This is a genomic window from Streptomyces sp. NPDC005141 (assembly GCF_053599975.1).
The window spans coordinates 57186-73577 of the sequence record NZ_JBSFYW010000005.1 but is presented as its reverse complement, the minus strand read 5'-3'; the positions used below and the strand labels follow the sequence as shown (position 1 = coordinate 73577).

The following is a 16392-nucleotide window of genomic DNA, read 5'->3' as shown; positions in this document are numbered from 1 at the left end:
TCCGGGTGAGGAGGTCTGCACCATGTCCGAGTGGTCCGTGGCAGAGCCGAAGAAGCTCTCCTTCGACGACCCCGTGACGACGCTGCGCGTACGCGTCGTCAACGGAACAGTGAACGTCGTGGGGACCGACGAGGGTTCCGCCCGGCTGGAGGTGTCCGAGCTGGAGGGCCCCCCGCTCCAGGTGACCCAGGAGAGCGGCACCCTCACGGTGGCTTACGAGGACCTTCCCTGGAAGGGCTTCCTCAAGTGGCTGGACCGAAAGGGCTGGCGCCGTGCGGCTGTGGTCTCGCTGGCCGTCCCGACCGGCACACGCGTCGAGGTGGGCGTCGTCGTCGGCGCCGCCGCCGTGGTCTCCGGGATGGACGGGCGGGTCGAGGTGAAGGGCGTCACCGGCGACACGACCCTCGTCCGCGTCGCCGGCCCCGTCCGGGTGGACACCGTCTCCGGGAATCTGGAGGCCCAGGCCGTCACCGGCGACCTCCGCTTCCACTCGGTCTCCGGCGACCTGACCGTCGTCGAGGGCTCCGGCTCCTCCGTGCGGGCCGAATCGGTGAGCGGCTCGATGATCGTGGACCTGGACGCCACGGGCGCGCCCACCGACGTCCAGCTGTCGAACGTCTCCGGCGAGATCGCCATCCGGCTCCCCCACCCGGCGGACGCCGAGGTGGAGGCCAACACCGCGAGCGGCACCGTCTCCAACGCCTTCGAGGACCTGCGGGTCAACGGCCAGTGGGGCGCCAAGAAGATCACCGGCCGCCTCGGCGCGGGCAACGGCAGGCTGAAAGCGGTGACCGTCTCGGGCTCCATCGCCCTGCTGCGCAGGCCCCCGGCGGAGGACGAGTCGTACGACGAGGCTCCCAAGCCCCGGGACGCGGCCCCGCCGCCCGGCCCCGCCGACACCGCGGGCCACCCCACCGGCGACACGACGAGCGACACCGCGAAGGACATCGCGAGCGACCCCGCCGGGGACGATGCCGCCGAAGGCCGGCCGGCCGACACCCCGACCGACAAGAAGGTGCTCTGACATGGCTCCCGTCTTCGCCCACGGCCGACTGCGCCTCTACCTCCTCAAGCTGCTGGACGAGGCGCCGCGCCACGGGTACGAGGTGATCCGCCTCCTGGAGGAGCGCTTCCAGGGCCTGTACGCACCCTCGGCGGGCACCGTCTACCCCCGGCTGGCGAAACTGGAGGCCGAGGGACTCGTCACGCACACCTCCGAGGGCGGCCGCAAGGTGTACGCGATCACCGACGCGGGCCGCGCCGAACTGGCCGACCGCAGCGGCGAGCTGGCCGACCTGGAGCTGGAGATCCGCGAGTCGGTCGCGGAGCTCGCGGCGGAGATCCGCGCGGATGTCCGGGGAGCGGCCGGTGACCTGCGCCGCGAGATGCGGGCGGCCGCCACGGAGGCCCGGCGCGGCTCCAAGGGCGGCGCCGGGGCGAAGCCGCACGACGCCTCGCCGGGTGAGTCCGGCGGCCCCGACGACTACCAGGACAGGGAGTCGTGGCGGGCGGCGAAGGAGGAGATGCGGCGCGTCCGGCAGGAGTGGAAGGAGCAGGCCCGCCGCGCGAAGGACGAGAGCCGCCGCGCTCGCGACGAGGCGCAGCGCGCCCGCCGCCAGGCCAAGGAGGCGCAGGAGAAGGCCCGCGCCCAGGCCCAGGCGGAGATGCAGCGCATGGCCAAGCACGTCCAGGACCAGGTTCAGGACCACTTTGCGCGAGGCGACTGGCCGACGGGCGTCCGCGAGGGACTGACCGAGCTGGCCAGGGAGTTCGGCGACTTCGGAAAGAACTTCGGCAAGGACCTGGGGAGGGACTTCGGCAAGGAGTTCGGCTTCGGCCGCACGGCCTCCGGAGCGCCCGCGGAGCCTGAGTACACGACCACCCCGGAGGACTTTCCCGCCGAGTACGAACCGGCCTGGGCCCACGAGGACCCCACCGGCAACCCCGGCCGCGATCTGGATCGCCTGCTGGACCGCTTCCGCGACGACATCCGCGACGCGTCCCGCGACCACGGGGTCTCGGAGGATCAGCTCCGGGACATCCGCTGCCACTTGTCGGCGGCGGCGGCCCAGATCGGATCGACTCTGCGGAGCAAGCGCCCATAGCCCCTCCGGCGCTTCCGCCCGGGAGCCTGCCGGGGGCGCCGGGGACTGTACGCACAGCCCCCTCCCCCCGGCCCGCAGGCCCTGACCGGCCCTGACCGGCATCGATCCGCTGTCACCGACTCCGTCGGCCTCCAGGGATCTCGTCGGCCGGCAAGGAAGTCACTTCGCCCGCCCTTCCCGGCCCGCGCCGGTCTTCCCGGCCGGCAGGGACTTGCGCCGACCTTCCCGGCCGGCACGACCTTCATCGGCCTTCGCCGACTCCCGCCGAGCCTCACCGACGTTCTAGGCCCTCACAGCTCTCGCCGGTCGGCATGGATCTCGTGCCCGGCACGGATCTCGGTCGTCCGGCGCAGACCGCGCGGGCTTCCTTCGTCCCTCGCCTCACCCGGCCTCGGCCACGCCACCCTCCCCGTACAGGACCCGGGTCACCGACTGGTAGGTGACGCCGTGATCGGCCAGTACCTCGCCCGCGACCCCGCCCCGCAGGGTGATCGCCAGCAGCAGGTGCTCGTCCCCGATGTGGCGGTCCCGTCGGGCGAGAGCGACGCGCAGGGCCCGCGTCAGCACATCCTTCGCCCCCTGCCCGAAGGGCCGGCGCCAGGACCGTCGGCCGTTGCCGCCGCGCCTGCCCGACTCCAGCGCTCCTTCCCCGTGCGCCTCCTCGATCCGGGAGACGATCTCGGACAGGTCGATTCCGAGCCCGGAGAGGGCGTCCGCGTCGGCGCGCGACAGCCCGCCCCGGCGGCGTGCCTCGGCGAGGTCCCGCTCCAGCGACTCCCGGAACCCCGCCGCCCCGAGCGACGTCAGGGCGAAGGAACCCCGGCTGCCCTCCCGGTCGAGGAGGGCCAGCAGCATGTGCTCCTCCTCGACGGTCTCGGCCCCCACCCGCTCGGAGTGCGACACCGCCTCCTCGACCACGGCCCGCGCATCCTTCGTGAAGCGTTCGAACATCACTGCCTCCCGTACTTCTTGTGCACGGCCTGCCTGCTCACTCCGAGTTCCGCGGCGATCTCCTGCCACGACCAGCCCTGATTGCGCGCACTGCGCACCTGTACCGCTTCCAACTGCTCCAGCAGCCTCCGCAGCGCGGAGACCGCTCGCAGCCCGACCCGCGGATCGCGATCACCCGCGCGCTCGGCAAGATCCGTTGCTTCGGTCATGATGTCAACTTACGTTGACGGACTCTTCGTGTCAACCAACATTGACACCCGTGCTCGGCCGGGCGCACACAACCGTCCGGACACACGAAACGGCGGGCCCGGAAACCCGGACCCGCCGCAACACGCCACTTCTCCGATGCCGGCCGGCATCGGACTCGCCCCAGGGCGTCGGCCACGCGTCCGCGCGGCCCGGGCATCAGCCCGTGGTCAGCACGATCTTGCCGAACTGGTCGCCGGACTCCAGCCGCTCGAACCCCTCACGGGCCCGGTCCAGCGGAAGCACCTCGTCGACGACGGGCCGCACACCGGTGGCCGCGCAGAAGGCCAGCAGATCCTCCAGCTCGTCCTTCGTCCCCATGGTGGAGCCGACCACCTTGAGTTCGAGGAAGAAGATCCGCGTCAGTTCGGCGTGCGAGGGCCGGTCGCCGCTGGTGGCACCCGAGATGACGACGGTGCCGCCGGGACGCAGCGACTTGACCGAGTGCGACCAGGTGGCGGCGCCGACCGTCTCGATGACGGCGTCCACCCGCTGCGGCAGCCGCGCCCCGGACTCCAGCGCCTCGACGGCGCCGAGTTCGAGCGCCCGCTTCCGCTTGGCCTCGTCGCGGCTGGTGGCGAAGACCCGCAGCCCGGCGGCCTTCCCGAGCACGATCGCGGCGGTGGCCACGCCCCCGCCGGCACCCTGGACGAGCACGGAATCGCCGGGCCGCACCCCGGCGTTGGTGAACAGCATGCGGTACGCCGTCAGCCAGGCCGTCGGCAGACAGGCGGCCTCCGCGAAGGACAGCTCCTTGGGCTTCGGCAGCACGTTCCACGCCGGTACGGAGACCTGCTCGGCGAAGGTGCCCTGGTAGCGCTCGGTGAGGATGGACCGGGGCTCCTTGGGACCGACCCCGTGCCCGCTCTGGCCGATGACGGAATGCAGGACGACCTCGTTGCCGTCCTCGTCGATTCCTGCGGCGTCGCAGCCGAGGATCATCGGCAGCTTGTCCTCGGCGAGGCCGACGCCGCGCAGCGACCACAGGTCGTGGTGATTGAGGGAGGCGGCCCGTACGTTCACGGTCGTCCAGCCCGGCCTCTGTTCGGGGGCCGGACGCTCCCCCAACTCCAGGCCGTTCAGCGGCTGGTCACGGTCGATTCGGGCGGCATAGGCAGCGAACATGACCTTGACGATAGGCTCCGCCGCCGGCCGGGGGAACCGCCTCTCCGTGTGACACACGTCCCCCGCCGCCCCGTGCGGGGCCTGCGGCGGGCAGCCTTCCCTCACCCCCTCCGCCCCCTCCCGTCCGTACACGGGGCTCCGCCCCGGACCCCGCTCCTCAAGCGCCGCAGGGGCTGAATTCTTCGTCTCCGGCGCTGGAAGGTTTCAGCCCGTCCGGCGATCGAGGACGAGGCCGTCCAGCCGAAGCGGGAGTCCGGGGGCGACAGCCCCCGGGACGATGAAGGTCCCCCTGGTCGAGGAAACACCCGTCCGGACGCTCCCGCGGGTAAAAAAACTGGCCCCGCCGGAAACCTCCCGGCGGGGCCAGGCAAGACGCACCACGTCAGCGGCGGGCGACGCCCTCCGCACGGGCGGCCGCGGCCACCGCCGCGGTCACCGCCGGAGCCACCCGCTCGTCGAACGGCGAGGGAATGACGTAGTCCGCGGCGAGGTCGTCCCCGACGACCGCGGCCAGCGCGTCGGCGGCGGCGATCTTCATGCCCTCCGTGATCCGGGAGGCCCGGACCTGGAGCGCACCGGCGAAGATCCCCGGGAAGGCCAGCACGTTGTTGATCTGGTTCGGGAAGTCCGACCGCCCGGTCGCGACGACGGACGCGTACTTGTGGGCGATGTCGGGGTGCACCTCGGGGGTCGGGTTGGCCATCGCGAAGACGAAGGCGCCCTCCGCCATCGAGGCGACCGCCGGCTCCGGCACCGTGCCGCCGGAGACACCGATGAAGACGTCGGCGCCCGCGAGCGCCGTCTCCAGCGAACCGGAGATCCCGGCCCTGTTGGTGATCTCCGCCAGCTCCCGCTTGACGTCCGTCAGGTCGTCCCGGTCCCGCGACACGACGCCCTTGCGGTCGGTGACCGCGACATCGCCGAGGCCCGCTTCCAGCAGGAACTTGGCGATGGCGACTCCGGCCGCGCCCGCTCCGGAGATCACCGCGCGCAGGTCGCCGAGCGAGCGCCCGGTGAGCTTCGCGGCGTTCCGCAGGGCCGCGAGGGTGACGACCGCTGTCCCGTGCTGGTCGTCGTGGAAGACGGGAATGTCCAGACGCTCCTGGAGCTTCCGCTCGATCTCGAAGCACCGGGGTGCCGAGATGTCCTCCAGGTTGATGCCACCGAAGGAGGGAGCGAGCCGGGCCACCGTCTCGACGATCTCGTCGACGCCGGTGCATGCGAGCGCGATCGGCACCGCGTCCACGCCACCGAACTGCTTGAACAGGATGGCCTTGCCCTCCATGACGGGGAGCGAGGCCTCCGGCCCGATGTCACCGAGCCCGAGGACTGCCGTGCCGTCGGTCACCACAGCGACCACGGACGACTTCCACGTGTAGTCGTGGACGAGTTCCGGCTGCTCGGCGATCGCGCTGCACACCTTCGCGACGCCGGGCGTGTAAGCCAGGGACAGGTCGTCCTTGTCGCGGATGGGCACCGTGGCTTGCACAGCCATTTTGCCGCCGCGGTGCAGCGCGAAAGCCGGGTCGAAGGAATCGAGGGGCTCGGCCCCGCCTTCCTGATCCGTACTGCTGTCGCTGCGAGGATTGACGATCTCCGCTGCCACTTTGTTTTACCCCTTAAGTCTTTATTGTTTGAGGGTGACCACTCCTGGTTGAGGGGTGGGCGGGCACCGCGCAGGCCCTGCCGCCGTGGTTGCGTACGGGCGGTGCGCGACGGGCGCGCCGCACACGCGCCCTGAGCCCCGGATGAGGGGTGTAAAGAACCTTCTTACCCGACGGACCGTGCCGAGGACGAGTCCATAACGCCGAGATCACACGTCGGTGAGATGACTCATCCCTTGATCCATTGACACATCAGGACATGTCCTCGTTCGGTCGCGAGTGCGGCGTAGCGGCTGTCCCCATCGCGCGTTACGCCGAAGATCCTCCGGCCGGAAGGAGGGATTCCCGCACAAGATCCGGCCTTGTCGCACCGGCCCGTAGCGGTTCGGGGGTGACCCGTTATCCGATTTTGACATAGCGGGCACCCTGAATGCCGCAATCCGAATGGCAAGATGCCGTCATTACACGAGGTCGCGACACTCGAAGGTGTGTGTTCTCGTCGACCTATCGGCTACTCCCTCATCCGCCGGAGGAACCCTCATGACCGCACGCACCACCCGTCGTACCACCGCCGCTCAGTCCCGGATAGCAGCGGTCGGTGCGATCGCGGTCGCCGGCGCCCTGGTTCTCACCGGCTGCGGTGACCAGACGAACGGCGGCGGCGGCAGCTCCACGGAGTCGGCCAAGTCCAACAGCGCTCCGCTGTTCTCCAAGCTGCCCAAGAAGATCCAGGACGCGGGCGTCATCAAGGTCGGCACGAACGCCGAGTACGCCCCCATGGAGTCGACCGAGGGCGGCAAGATCGTCGGCGTCGACCCCGACCTGGCCGACGCGCTGGGCAAGCAGCTCGGCGTGAAGTTCACGTTCACCTCGGGCTCCTTCGACGGCCTGATCACGGCCGTCAACTCCGGCCGCTACGACATCGCGATGTCGTCCATCACGGACAACAAGCAGCGCCAGGAAGGCCTGGACGACAAGGGCAAGAAGCTCGGCGAGGGCGTCGACTTCGTCGACTACTTCACGGCCGGTACGGCCATCTACGTGAAGAAGGGCAACCCCCAGGGCATCAAGGGCCTCGAGGACCTCTGCGGCAAGACGGTCGCCGTGCAGCGCGGCACGACGTACGAGAAGGCCCTCCAGGACCAGTCCAAGAAGTGCACGGACGGTGGCAAGAAGGCTCTCAACATCGAGTCGTTCGACAACGACACCGAGGCCCAGACCCGTGTGAAGTCCGGCGGCGCCGTGGCCGGCATCAACGACTACCCGGTGGCGGTCGACCTGGCCAACAAGGCCGACGGCGGCAAGGCCTTCGAGGTCATCAACAAGCAGTACGACGCCGGCCCGTTCGGCATCGTCCTGAACAAGAAGAACACCGAGCTCCGTGACGCGCTGAAGGAAGCCGTCGACGCGATCATCAAGGACGGCTCGTACCAGAAGGTGCTGGAGAAGTGGGGCGCCCAGTCCGGCGCGATCGAGCAGTCCGCGATCAACGGCGGCAAGTAAGCCGAGCGCACCACTGAAGGGCAGTCACGTGACTGACAAACTCGACAAGTCCCCCTCGGACACGCCGCCCCCGGGCGACACCGTGTCCAAGAGCGGGGCATCCGGGCCGTCCCCGGAAGCCATCAAGGCGATCCCCGTCCGGCACTGGGGCCGGTGGGTCAGCGGCGTCATCGTCATCGCGCTGCTTGTGGCGCTGATCCTCGCGTTCGCGCAGGGCAACATCCAGTGGAGCACGGTCGGCGACCAGCTCTTCGTGTCCAGTGTCGTCCAGGGCGCCGGCCGCACGCTGCTGATCAGCGTGCTCGCCATGGTCGTGGGTGTGGTGCTGGGCGTCGTCCTCGCGGTGATGCGGCTCTCGAAGAACCCGGTGACCAGCACGGTCGCCTGGCTGTACATCTGGTTCTTCCGCGGTACGCCGGTCTACGTCCAGCTCCTGCTCTGGTTCAACCTGGCGCTGATCTTCCCCGTTCTGAATCTCGGTCCGATCTACAAGAACGAGATGACGGACGTCATGACTCCGTTCATGTGCGCCCTGCTGGGACTCGGTCTGAACGAGGCCGCGTACATGGCCGAGATCTGCCGCGCCGGCCTGCTGGCCGTCGACGAGGGTCAGACGGAGGCCGCGCAGGCCCTGGGCATGAGCCACACCAGGACGCTGCGCCGGATCGTGATCCCGCAGGCGATGCGCGTGATCGTGCCGCCGACCGGCAACGAGTTCATCAACATGCTGAAGACCTCGTCGCTGGTGTACGCCGTCACGTACAACGAGCTGCTGCGCTCCACCTCGGCGATCGGCTCCACGTCGTACGCCGTGATGGAGATGCTGTTCGTCGCCTCCATCTGGTACCTGGCCATGACCAGCGTGTTCAGCGTCTTCCAGTACTACCTGGAGCGCTACTACGCCCGCGGTTCCAGTCGCAGTCTGCCGCCCACCCTCTTCCACAAGATCAAGGCGAACATGCTTGGGCTCGGCAGTGAAAGGGGCAAGGCATGACCGCGATGGTGAAGTCGGAGGGCGTCCACAAGTCCTTCGGTCTGGTGGAGGTCCTCAAGGGCATCGACCTGGAGGTGAACACCGGTGAGGTGTTCTGCCTCATCGGCCCGTCCGGCTCCGGCAAGTCGACCTTCCTGAGGTGCATCAATCACCTGGAGAAGGTCAACGCCGGTCGGCTGTACGTCGACGGGGAGCTGGTCGGCTACCGCCAGAAGGGCGACAAGCTGTACGAGCTCAAGGACAGCGAAGTCGCTCTGAAGCGCCGGGACATCGGCATGGTCTTCCAGCGCTTCAACCTGTTCCCGCACATGACGGCCGCCGAGAACGTCATGGAAGCGCCGATCCAGGTGAAGGGCACGAAGAAGTCGGAGGCGCAGCAGCGCGCGCTGGAGCTGCTCGAGCGCGTCGGCCTGGCCGACAAGGCGAAGAACTACCCCTCGCAGCTGTCCGGCGGCCAGCAGCAGCGCGTGGCCATCGCCCGCGCGCTGGCGATGGACCCGAAGCTGATGCTCTTCGACGAGCCGACCTCGGCCCTGGACCCGGAGCTGGTCGGTGACGTCCTCGACGTCATGCGCGACCTCGCCGAGTCCGGCATGACGATGGTCGTCGTCACGCACGAGATGGGCTTCGCCCGTGAGGTCGGCGACAGCCTGGTCTTCATGGACGGCGGTGTGGTGGTCGAGTCCGGCAACCCGCGCGACGTCCTGACGGACCCGCAGCACGAGCGCACGAAGTCGTTCCTGTCGAAGGTCCTCTGACCGGGACGTCGACACCCCTGAGCACAGGGAAAAGGGGCGGTACGGGTCTCCCGTACCGCCCCTTCCTCGTGCCCTCTGCTTCCTCGTGCCCGCTCCCTTCCAGCAGCGGTGGCAGGTGCCGCAGGACGCGGAAGAGGCGGTACTGATCTTTTCCGTACCGCCTCGGCAGAGCGTGCGAGGGTCTACTTGACCGCGAGCACCAGCGCGTCCGACGGGGAACGCCACACCGGCCGGGCCTCCCCGAAGCCCTTCTCGCGCAGCACGCGCGCGTGCCAGTCGGCGGACGGGGTGTCGCCGTCCGCGTGCTCTCCGTAGATCTCGAAGCGGCGCGCGGTGGGCTCGGCGAGGACGGGGTCCTGGGCGGCCACCTCCCACCATTCGGCCCAGTCCAGGGCGCCGTCCTTCTTGGCCTGATCCATACGGGCGTGCCGCTGGGCGCGCTCGGCCGCGTTGATCCGGGGCGTCGTCTCGTCGATCATGTGGTCGGCGTTCATGAACACACCGCCGTCGCGGACGAGTTCCGCGATCTGACCGTAGAGGGCCGCGAGGGGTTCGCTGTGCAGCCAGTGCAGGGCCGTGGCCGTCAGTACGGCGTCGTACGTGGCGTACGGCAGCCGCGTGCGCCAGTGCGGATCCTTGAGGTCGGCCGTGACGAAGGTGACCCGGTCGTCGTCGGCGAAGGTGCCCTCGGCGATGGCGAGGAGCGCGGGGTCGAGGTCGACGCCGGTGCTGGTGGCCCCGGGGAGGCGGGTGAGCAGCCGGTCGGTGATGGTGCCGGTGCCGCAGGCGAGGTCGAGGACGCGGGGCTCGGGCCCGACGAGGGCCTCGACCATGTCGAGCATCACCCGGAAGCGGTCCTCGCGGTCCGGCATGTACCCCTCCTGCTGCCGGTCCCAGCTCCGCTGCCAGGCGTGCCAGTCGGTTCCGGTGCCGATGGCCATGAAAGACCCTCCTTCAGGCGACCACGTAATACCCTGTAAGCGCGATCATCTATTACCCGACCGCCGGCACAACGATAGAGCGCCTCCGTAAGGACTACAAGTGGAACTGGCCTATTACTCGGACTACGCCGTCCGTCTCGTCAACAGCGAGGAGCCGGCCCGGGGCAAGGACTCGCTGACCTCGGTCGAGGCCGTCCGTGACCTGTTCGAGGGCAACTCCTCGGCGGCCCGCCGCGCCGCGGAGGCGGACGTCACCCGCTTCCGTTCCGTACGAGCCCGGCTGCGCGCGGTCTTCGAGGCGGCGGACACCGGCGAGGAGACCCTCGCGGTGGACCTGCTGAACTCCCTGCTCCTCGAATTCCCGGTGAGCCCGCAGATCTCGGGGCACGACCACCGCGACGACGACGACCGCCCGCTGTGGCACATGCATCTGGCGGACCACCCGTCGAACGCGACCGCGGGCTACGCGGCGATCGCGGCGATGGGCCTGGCCTTCCATCTGACCGAGTACGGCGTCGACCGCCTCGGCCTGTGCGAGGCGCCACCGTGCCGCAACGCCTACCTGGACACCTCGACCAACCGCTCCCGGCGCTACTGCTCGGACCGCTGCGCGACCCGCGCCAACGTCGCGGCCTACCGGGCCCGCAAGCGCCTGGAGGCGGACCGGGCGGAGAGCACCGGCCTGGCCGCCACCAGCACCCAGCGGGCGACGGCGAACGGCGAACGCTGACCCGACTTCGGCGGCCGGTAGCGGAACCGCACCTTCCCGAGGACGAGTTCCTCGGGAACGGTTCCGTAGTCGGTGCTGTCCCCGCCCGCGTAGGCGTTGTCCCCGAGCACCCACCAGCCGCCCTCGCGCCGCTCCGCGATCCGCTTCACGACGAGCAGGTCCTGCTGGAACGGATGCCGCAGGACGACGACGTCACCCGGCCCCACCCGCGCCCCCCAGTGCACGACGAGCCGATCCCCGTGCTGGAGCGTGGGCACCATGGACGGGCCCGTCACCTCCGCGGCCCCGAACGGCAGCAGGGCCCTCCCCCGCTCGGTCTCCTGCGACAGCTCCGGCATCACCGGCACCTCCCCGGTCCTATCCTCCACCAGTCCCAGTTTGACCCTGGACTTTTGTCCTAAGCCCATGGGGGCACTCGCGAAAACCCGTCTCCTACGGAGTAATGTCCCACCTGAGAAGACGATCACGAGGAAGGACAGCTCAATGCTCTCCCGCCTGTTTGCCCCCAAGGTCAAGGTCAGCGCGCACTGCGACCTGCCCTGCGGTGTGTACGACCCGGCCCAGGCCCGCATCGAGGCGGAGTCGGTGAAGGCCGTTCAGGAAAAGATGGCCGGTAACGACGACCCTCACTTCCAGGCTCGCGCCACCGTCATCAAGGAGCAGCGCGCCGAGCTCGCCAAGCACCACGTGTCGGTGCTCTGGAGCGACTACTTCAAGCCCCCGCACTTCGAGAAGTACCCGGAGCTGCACCAGCTGGTCAACGACGCGCTCAAGGCCCTCTCGGCCGCGAAGGCGTCCACCGACCCGGCGACGGGCCAGAAGGCGCTGGACCACATCGCCCAGATCGACAAGATCTTCTGGGAGACCAAGAAGGCCTGATTGTTCGTCCGGGCCGTCCGACCCTCGTTTTCGCGGGTCGCGTCGCCCAGTCGATCGCACTCGGTCCGCGGGACACCGAACACGGTGTCCCGCGGACCGAGTGCGTTCCCCCGTCATACGGGCAGCTGGCGCATCTCGATCACTCGCAGGCCCAGTGCCTGGAACCGGGTGAGCAGTCCATACAGATGGGCGTCGTCGATCACGGTGCCGAAGAACAGGGTCTGTTCCTTCGTACGCACCCTGTCGAGTTCGGAAAAGGCCGAGGCGAGCGTGTCCGAAACGATGCCGGCGATGCGGAATTCGTAGCGCATACGAGCACTTCCCTCGGGGCCGGGTCACGGGGTCCGCTGCGATCCCCTGCCATCGTCGGCCCCCGCGCGCCGATGCCGCATCCCCCGGTGCGGGCGACATCCGCCCACCTCAGGAGACTCCCGCTCACCACACCCCACTCTCCACCCGCGCGTCGGTGGTCCGCGCGTCGGTGGTCCGCTCTCCACCAGCGCCGTGGCGCTCTGTTCTCCATCCGGCCGACCTGTCGGTCGTGAGGCCGTGCCGCGGGCACCGATCCGGTTCTTCCGGTCCGTACCGAGCCCCAAAAGGGTGAGCGGGCGGCGCCCGGCGCGGGGGCTCACCTTCGGCGGGTGATGCGGGTGCTCGCGCGGGCGGCGAGCCTTGAGGGGCGGGTCCGCGCTCCGCCGGCCCCGGCACCGCCCCGGAGGATGTCCGATGAACGCTCGCGCGGCAGTCGACCGGAGTGCCCTCGCCGCCGTCTCACCAGCGCCCCGCGCACGGCAGACCGCGCGCCGTCACCCGTCGCACCGAACCGCCGACCGCGTTCCGCGCCCCGGCGCGAGCGCCCCGCACGCCGTGAGGGCTCGCGCACGAACGCCTCGCTCGGGCGCACCCCCCGCGGGGCGGCCGGCCCCAGGTCCTCCGGCGCCCCGGGAGTGACGGTGGCCCGCTCCGCCGGTCACGGTGGCTCCGTCCGTACCGGCCACTCCGCATTCCGCCGGAGGCGGCGGTTGCGCGCGGGCCTCCTCCAACTGGTGTTCATCGCCGTCGGACTGGGCCTCGGCCTCGTCGTCCCCGAGTTCACCCGGGGACCCGTGCTCCCCTCCCGCCAGGTGGCGGAGATGCTGCTCGCGACCGGTTTCGGGGTGCTGGGCGCGGCCACCGTCATCTTCTCCGTCCTGTTCCTGGTGGTGCAGTGGGCGGCCACGACGTTCACACCACGCCTCACCCTGTTCCGGGACGCGCCGATCGTTTGGCGGACGTTCGCCTTCGCCGTCGGACTGACCGTCTTCTGCGCCACCGCCGCCCTGACCATCGCCAACCGCGACGAGGTCTCGGTGGTCGTGCCGATCAGCGCGGGCGTCCTGCTGCTCCTGCTGCTGACGCTGCTGCGCACCCTCCTGCTCAAGGCCGTCGCCGCGATCCAGCTGGCCCCGGTGCTCGACTCCATCACCGAACGGGGCCGGCACAACCTCGACGTCCTGTACACGAGTGGCCTTGGAGATTCTCGTGGCCCGGGTGATCCGGAAGGTCTGGGTGACCCGAGAGGTCCGGGTGACCCCGGAGGCCCCGAGAGGCCGCGGTCCACGGTCTGCTGGCCGAAGGCCGCCGCGGTGCTGCAACGCGTGGACGTGGACCTGTTGGCGGGCGCGGCACGGGCGGCGAACGCGGTCGTCGTGCTGCGGGTGGCCCCGGGCACCACCGTGCAGCGCGGCAGTGCCGTAGCCGAGGTGTACGACGGTGAACTGCCCGACTCCGCCGTCCTGCGCGGCCTGGAGACCGGCGCCGAACGGGTCTTCGACCAGGACCCCGGACTCGCGTTCCGGCTGCTCGCCGACATCGCGCTCAGGGCGCTGTCCCCGGCGGTCAACGACCCCGCCACGGCGGTGCAGGCGCTGGACGCCATGGAGGATCTGCTGCGTCGGCCGGCCCCGGCGCGGGGCGGGTCGCGCGAGGTCGCCGACCGCTCGGGCATCCTGCGCGTGGTCGTCCCGCTGCCGGGCTGGGAGGCCTTCCTGCGGACCGCTCTGGACGATGTGATCCCGGCCGCCCGGAACTCCCCGTTGGTCCTGATCCGCCTCCGGACGCTCCTGGAGGACCTGCGGAGCGCGGGCCACGACCGCGGCGAAACGCTGCTCGCCGGGCGACTGGCCTGGGTGGACGAGGAGCTCGGCGCCCGTTTCTCCCGGCTGCGGGACGTCCTCGCACCGGAGCGCCGGGACGACGGATGAGCCGGTCACCGAGAAGCCCGGGGCCCGGCCGGCCGGTCGCCGGGGGCCCGCGACACCGGATCCGAGAGCTCACCCGCGGGGGGTGAGGCGGCGGGGCGGCGGTGACCGCACTCTGGAGCCGAAGCATGACGTCTCGCGTCAGAGAGGGCACCGCTCATGGCCTGCATCCAGCGGCAGATCCGGCCCGTGCCGGGCGTGCCGCGTCCCGGGCCGGTCCGCAGAGGCCCGAATGACCCCGAACCGTCCTTCGCGCCGTCGTGGCCCGCAGGGCCCCCGCCGCCCGCGCCGTCCATGCGGCCGCTGCCGCCCCCGGACCACGCCCCGGACGTCGCACCGAACACGCCGATCACGACGGACGACGTCCTCACGACGCGCCCCGTGTGTTCGGGCGGCCCCGCTCGCCCCCCGCCTTCGAGCATCTGTCCGCCGGCGGACTCCGTCGCACCGTCCGCCACACCACCGCGCTCCGCGCACCGATCCGCCAGGCCCCGCTGAACGGCCGTGACCCCCCGCTGGACGGGCCCGGGCGGAATCCCCGAGATCGCGACCCGGCGCCCGGCGACAGTTCGATCCGCCCGACACCAAGGCAACGCTCGCGGAGATGTCGCACAACCGACAGGAGTTCGACCATGAACGGCTCGACGCTCAATCTGGCAGCGGACTACCCCCTGCTGAACGTCTTCTGGACCACGATGTGGTTCTTCCTCTGGATCCTCTGGTTCATGCTGCTCTTCCGCGTCATCGGAGACATCTTCCGCGACGACGAGCTGAGCGGCTGGGGCAAGGCCGGCTGGTGCGTCTTCGTCGTCATCCTGCCGTTCCTGGGCATCTTCGTGTACCTGATCGCACGGGGCCGCGGAATGGGTGAGCGCGAGGTGAAGCGCATCCAGAAGAACCAGGAGGACGTGGACTCCTACATCCGTGAGACCGCCGGGACCACCGGCACCGGGAAGGCCGACGAACTGGCCAAGCTCGCGGATCTCAAGACCCACGGCCACATCACGGCCGAGGAGTTCGAGAAGGCCAAGGCCAAGGTCCTCGCCGCCTGACGGCCGGGACACCCCCGCGCACGAAGGACCGCCGCCGTCCTCCGGGGCAGTGATCCCCCGGAGGACGGCGCGCTGTCGATCGTGACCCGGGAGCCCCGGGCGTTCAGGACCCTGTTGTCGGTGGCGCGTGCCATTCTGGTGATGTGGGCAATCCCAGACTCCTCGAAGACCTGGTCCGGTTGCGCCAGGCCCGCGACCGGATGAACCGCGATTACGCGGAGCCGTTGGACGTGGCCACGCTCGCGCGCACCGCGCTGATGTCGCCCGGGCACTTTCAGCGCAGTTTCCGGGACGCCTTCGGCGAGACGCCGTACACCTATCTGATGACCCGCCGGATCGAGCGCGCCAAGGCTCTGCTGCGGCGGGGCGACATGACGGTGACCGAGGTCTGCTTCGCGGTGGGCTGTACGTCGCTCGGCTCGTTCAGCTCGCGCTTCACGGAGCTGGTGGGCGAGACCCCGAGCGCGTACCGCGCCCGCCCGCACGACCACGGCGCCCCCATTCCGTCCTGCGTGGCGCGCCGCATGACCCGCCCGCCCCGCCACCGCAACCCCGAAGCGGAACCGGGCACGCGCCTCTAGGACGTGTCCGGGCGGATCGGCCGGATCGAGCGGATCGAGCGGATCGGGCCACGGAAAGGCGGGGGCGCCCGCTCCCCGAGTCCCGGGCATGAGCCGCCGGACAAGGCCTAGGTTGGACGCATGGATCTGAAACTCTCCCAGTGCTTCATCTCCGTCGACGACCACGACAAGGCGCTCGCCTTCTACCGTGACGTGCTGGGCCTGGAGGTCCGGGGTGACGTCGGGTTCGAGGGCATGCGGTGGGTCACGGTCGGCTCGCCGCTCCAGCCGGACGTGGAGATCGTCCTGGAGCCTCCGGCCGCGGACCCGGACGCCTCTCCCGCGGACAAGCAGGCCATGGCCGAGCTGCTGGCCAAGGGGATGCTGCGTGGTGTGATCTTCTCGACCACCGACTGCGACGAGCTCTTCGAGCGCGTCCGCGCCTCGGGCGCCGAGGTCCTCCAGGAACCCGCGGACCAGCCCTACGGCCTGCGGGACTGCGCCTTCCGCGACCCGGCGGGCAACCTCCTGCGCTTCGCGGAGAAGCCCCGCACCGGCTGACCCGGGCAGCGCCCGGCCGGCTCACCACCGCGAAGGTCGGCGCTGCGCCATCCGTCGCTCGGCGGTGGCAACGGGCACCGCGCAGGGTGCCGGACAGCCGCAATCGCGCGGGAGGGACACTACGTCCATATGTTCCGCGGGCC

At 70.4% G+C, this 16392-nt stretch carries 18 protein-coding genes; 11 read left to right on the top strand and 7 right to left on the bottom strand.

Annotation, left to right across the window (positions count from 1 at the left end; all coding sequences use genetic code 11):
• The first annotated feature begins 22 nt into the window (after positions 1-22).
• Positions 23-1024 (top strand): DUF4097 family beta strand repeat-containing protein, encoded by a 1002-nt coding sequence (locus tag ACWD68_RS05745; protein WP_451805217.1) that lies wholly within the window; start codon positions 23-25, stop codon positions 1022-1024.
• 1 nt (position 1025) lies between these two features.
• The gene (locus tag ACWD68_RS05740) at positions 1026-2105 is read left to right on the top strand and encodes a helix-turn-helix transcriptional regulator (RefSeq protein WP_451805216.1); all 1080 of its coding nucleotides are present in this window, start codon (positions 1026-1028) and stop codon (positions 2103-2105) included.
• Between the two features lie 381 nt (positions 2106-2486).
• Here the strand turns inward: ACWD68_RS05740 and ACWD68_RS05735 are convergent, their stop codons facing one another.
• From ACWD68_RS05735 to ACWD68_RS05720, 4 genes are all read right to left on the bottom strand, one after another.
• The gene (locus tag ACWD68_RS05735; RefSeq protein WP_451805215.1) at positions 2487-3056 is read right to left on the bottom strand and encodes a Clp protease N-terminal domain-containing protein; all 570 of its coding nucleotides are present in this window, start codon (positions 3054-3056) and stop codon (positions 2487-2489) included.
• Entirely contained in the window at positions 3056-3265 is a 210-nt protein-coding gene (locus ACWD68_RS05730; RefSeq protein WP_121405930.1) for a helix-turn-helix domain-containing protein, read from the bottom strand. The genes ACWD68_RS05735 and ACWD68_RS05730 overlap by 1 nt, the downstream gene beginning before the upstream one ends.
• Positions 3266-3461: 196 nt before the next feature.
• Positions 3462-4427, bottom strand: coding sequence for a zinc-binding dehydrogenase (locus ACWD68_RS05725; protein ID WP_451805214.1), 966 nt, complete (start codon positions 4425-4427; stop codon positions 3462-3464).
• A gap of 382 nt (positions 4428-4809) precedes the next feature.
• Positions 4810-6033, bottom strand: a complete 1224-nt coding sequence (locus ACWD68_RS05720; protein WP_451805213.1) for an NAD(P)-dependent malic enzyme — start codon at positions 6031-6033, stop codon at positions 4810-4812.
• Between the two features lie 538 nt (positions 6034-6571).
• Between ACWD68_RS05720 and ACWD68_RS05715 the strand changes: the two genes are divergently transcribed.
• The 3 genes from ACWD68_RS05715 to ACWD68_RS05705 are packed head-to-tail and all read left to right on the top strand — an operon-like array spanning position 6572 to position 9286.
• Positions 6572-7534 (top strand): ABC transporter substrate-binding protein, encoded by a 963-nt coding sequence (locus ACWD68_RS05715; RefSeq protein ID WP_451805212.1) that lies wholly within the window; start codon positions 6572-6574, stop codon positions 7532-7534.
• 28 nt (positions 7535-7562) lie between these two features.
• Positions 7563-8528, top strand: coding sequence for an amino acid ABC transporter permease (locus ACWD68_RS05710; RefSeq protein WP_451805211.1), 966 nt, complete (start codon positions 7563-7565; stop codon positions 8526-8528).
• Positions 8525-9286 (top strand): amino acid ABC transporter ATP-binding protein, encoded by a 762-nt coding sequence (locus ACWD68_RS05705; protein ID WP_451805210.1) that lies wholly within the window; start codon positions 8525-8527, stop codon positions 9284-9286. The genes ACWD68_RS05710 and ACWD68_RS05705 overlap by 4 nt, the downstream gene beginning before the upstream one ends.
• Before the next feature lie 182 nt (positions 9287-9468).
• Here the strand turns inward: ACWD68_RS05705 and ACWD68_RS05700 are convergent, their stop codons facing one another.
• On the bottom strand, positions 9469-10227 hold the full coding sequence (locus tag ACWD68_RS05700; RefSeq protein WP_451805209.1) for a class I SAM-dependent methyltransferase: 759 nt from the start codon (positions 10225-10227) through the stop codon (positions 9469-9471).
• A gap of 100 nt (positions 10228-10327) precedes the next feature.
• On the opposite strand from ACWD68_RS05700, the gene ACWD68_RS05695 reads away from it, so the two are divergent.
• Entirely contained in the window at positions 10328-10957 is a 630-nt protein-coding gene (locus ACWD68_RS05695; RefSeq protein WP_451805208.1) for a CGNR zinc finger domain-containing protein, read from the top strand.
• Here ACWD68_RS05695 and sodX read toward each other — a convergent pair.
• Positions 10861-11295 (bottom strand): nickel-type superoxide dismutase maturation protease, encoded by a 435-nt coding sequence (gene sodX, locus ACWD68_RS05690; protein ID WP_451805349.1) that lies wholly within the window; start codon positions 11293-11295, stop codon positions 10861-10863. The two genes, ACWD68_RS05695 and sodX, sit on opposite strands and share 97 nt — an antisense overlap.
• 145 nt (positions 11296-11440) lie before the next feature.
• On the opposite strand from sodX, the gene sodN reads away from it, so the two are divergent.
• A complete protein-coding gene (sodN, locus tag ACWD68_RS05685) occupies positions 11441-11836 on the top strand; it encodes a superoxide dismutase, Ni (protein ID WP_451805207.1) in 396 nt (131 codons plus the stop codon).
• Between the two features lie 113 nt (positions 11837-11949).
• Here the strand turns inward: sodN and ACWD68_RS05680 are convergent, their stop codons facing one another.
• On the bottom strand, positions 11950-12147 hold the full coding sequence (locus ACWD68_RS05680) for a hypothetical protein (RefSeq protein WP_326785570.1): 198 nt from the start codon (positions 12145-12147) through the stop codon (positions 11950-11952).
• 711 nt (positions 12148-12858) lie between these two features.
• Here ACWD68_RS05680 and ACWD68_RS05675 point away from each other — a divergent pair.
• From ACWD68_RS05675 to ACWD68_RS05660, 4 genes are all read left to right on the top strand, one after another.
• Complete coding sequence (locus tag ACWD68_RS05675) at positions 12859-14079, top strand: DUF2254 family protein (protein WP_451805206.1); 1221 nt, start codon at positions 12859-12861, stop codon at positions 14077-14079.
• A 629-nt stretch (positions 14080-14708) separates the two neighbouring features.
• Positions 14709-15128, top strand: coding sequence for an SHOCT domain-containing protein (locus ACWD68_RS05670; RefSeq protein WP_451805205.1), 420 nt, complete (start codon positions 14709-14711; stop codon positions 15126-15128).
• 200 nt (positions 15129-15328) lie between these two features.
• Positions 15329-15709 carry a helix-turn-helix transcriptional regulator gene (locus tag ACWD68_RS05665; RefSeq protein WP_451805348.1) on the top strand — a complete coding sequence of 127 codons (381 nt, stop codon included), beginning with the start codon at positions 15329-15331 and terminating at the stop codon, positions 15707-15709.
• A gap of 120 nt (positions 15710-15829) precedes the next feature.
• Entirely contained in the window at positions 15830-16249 is a 420-nt protein-coding gene (locus ACWD68_RS05660; RefSeq protein WP_451805204.1) for a VOC family protein, read from the top strand.
• The last annotated feature ends 143 nt before the right edge of the window (positions 16250-16392 follow it).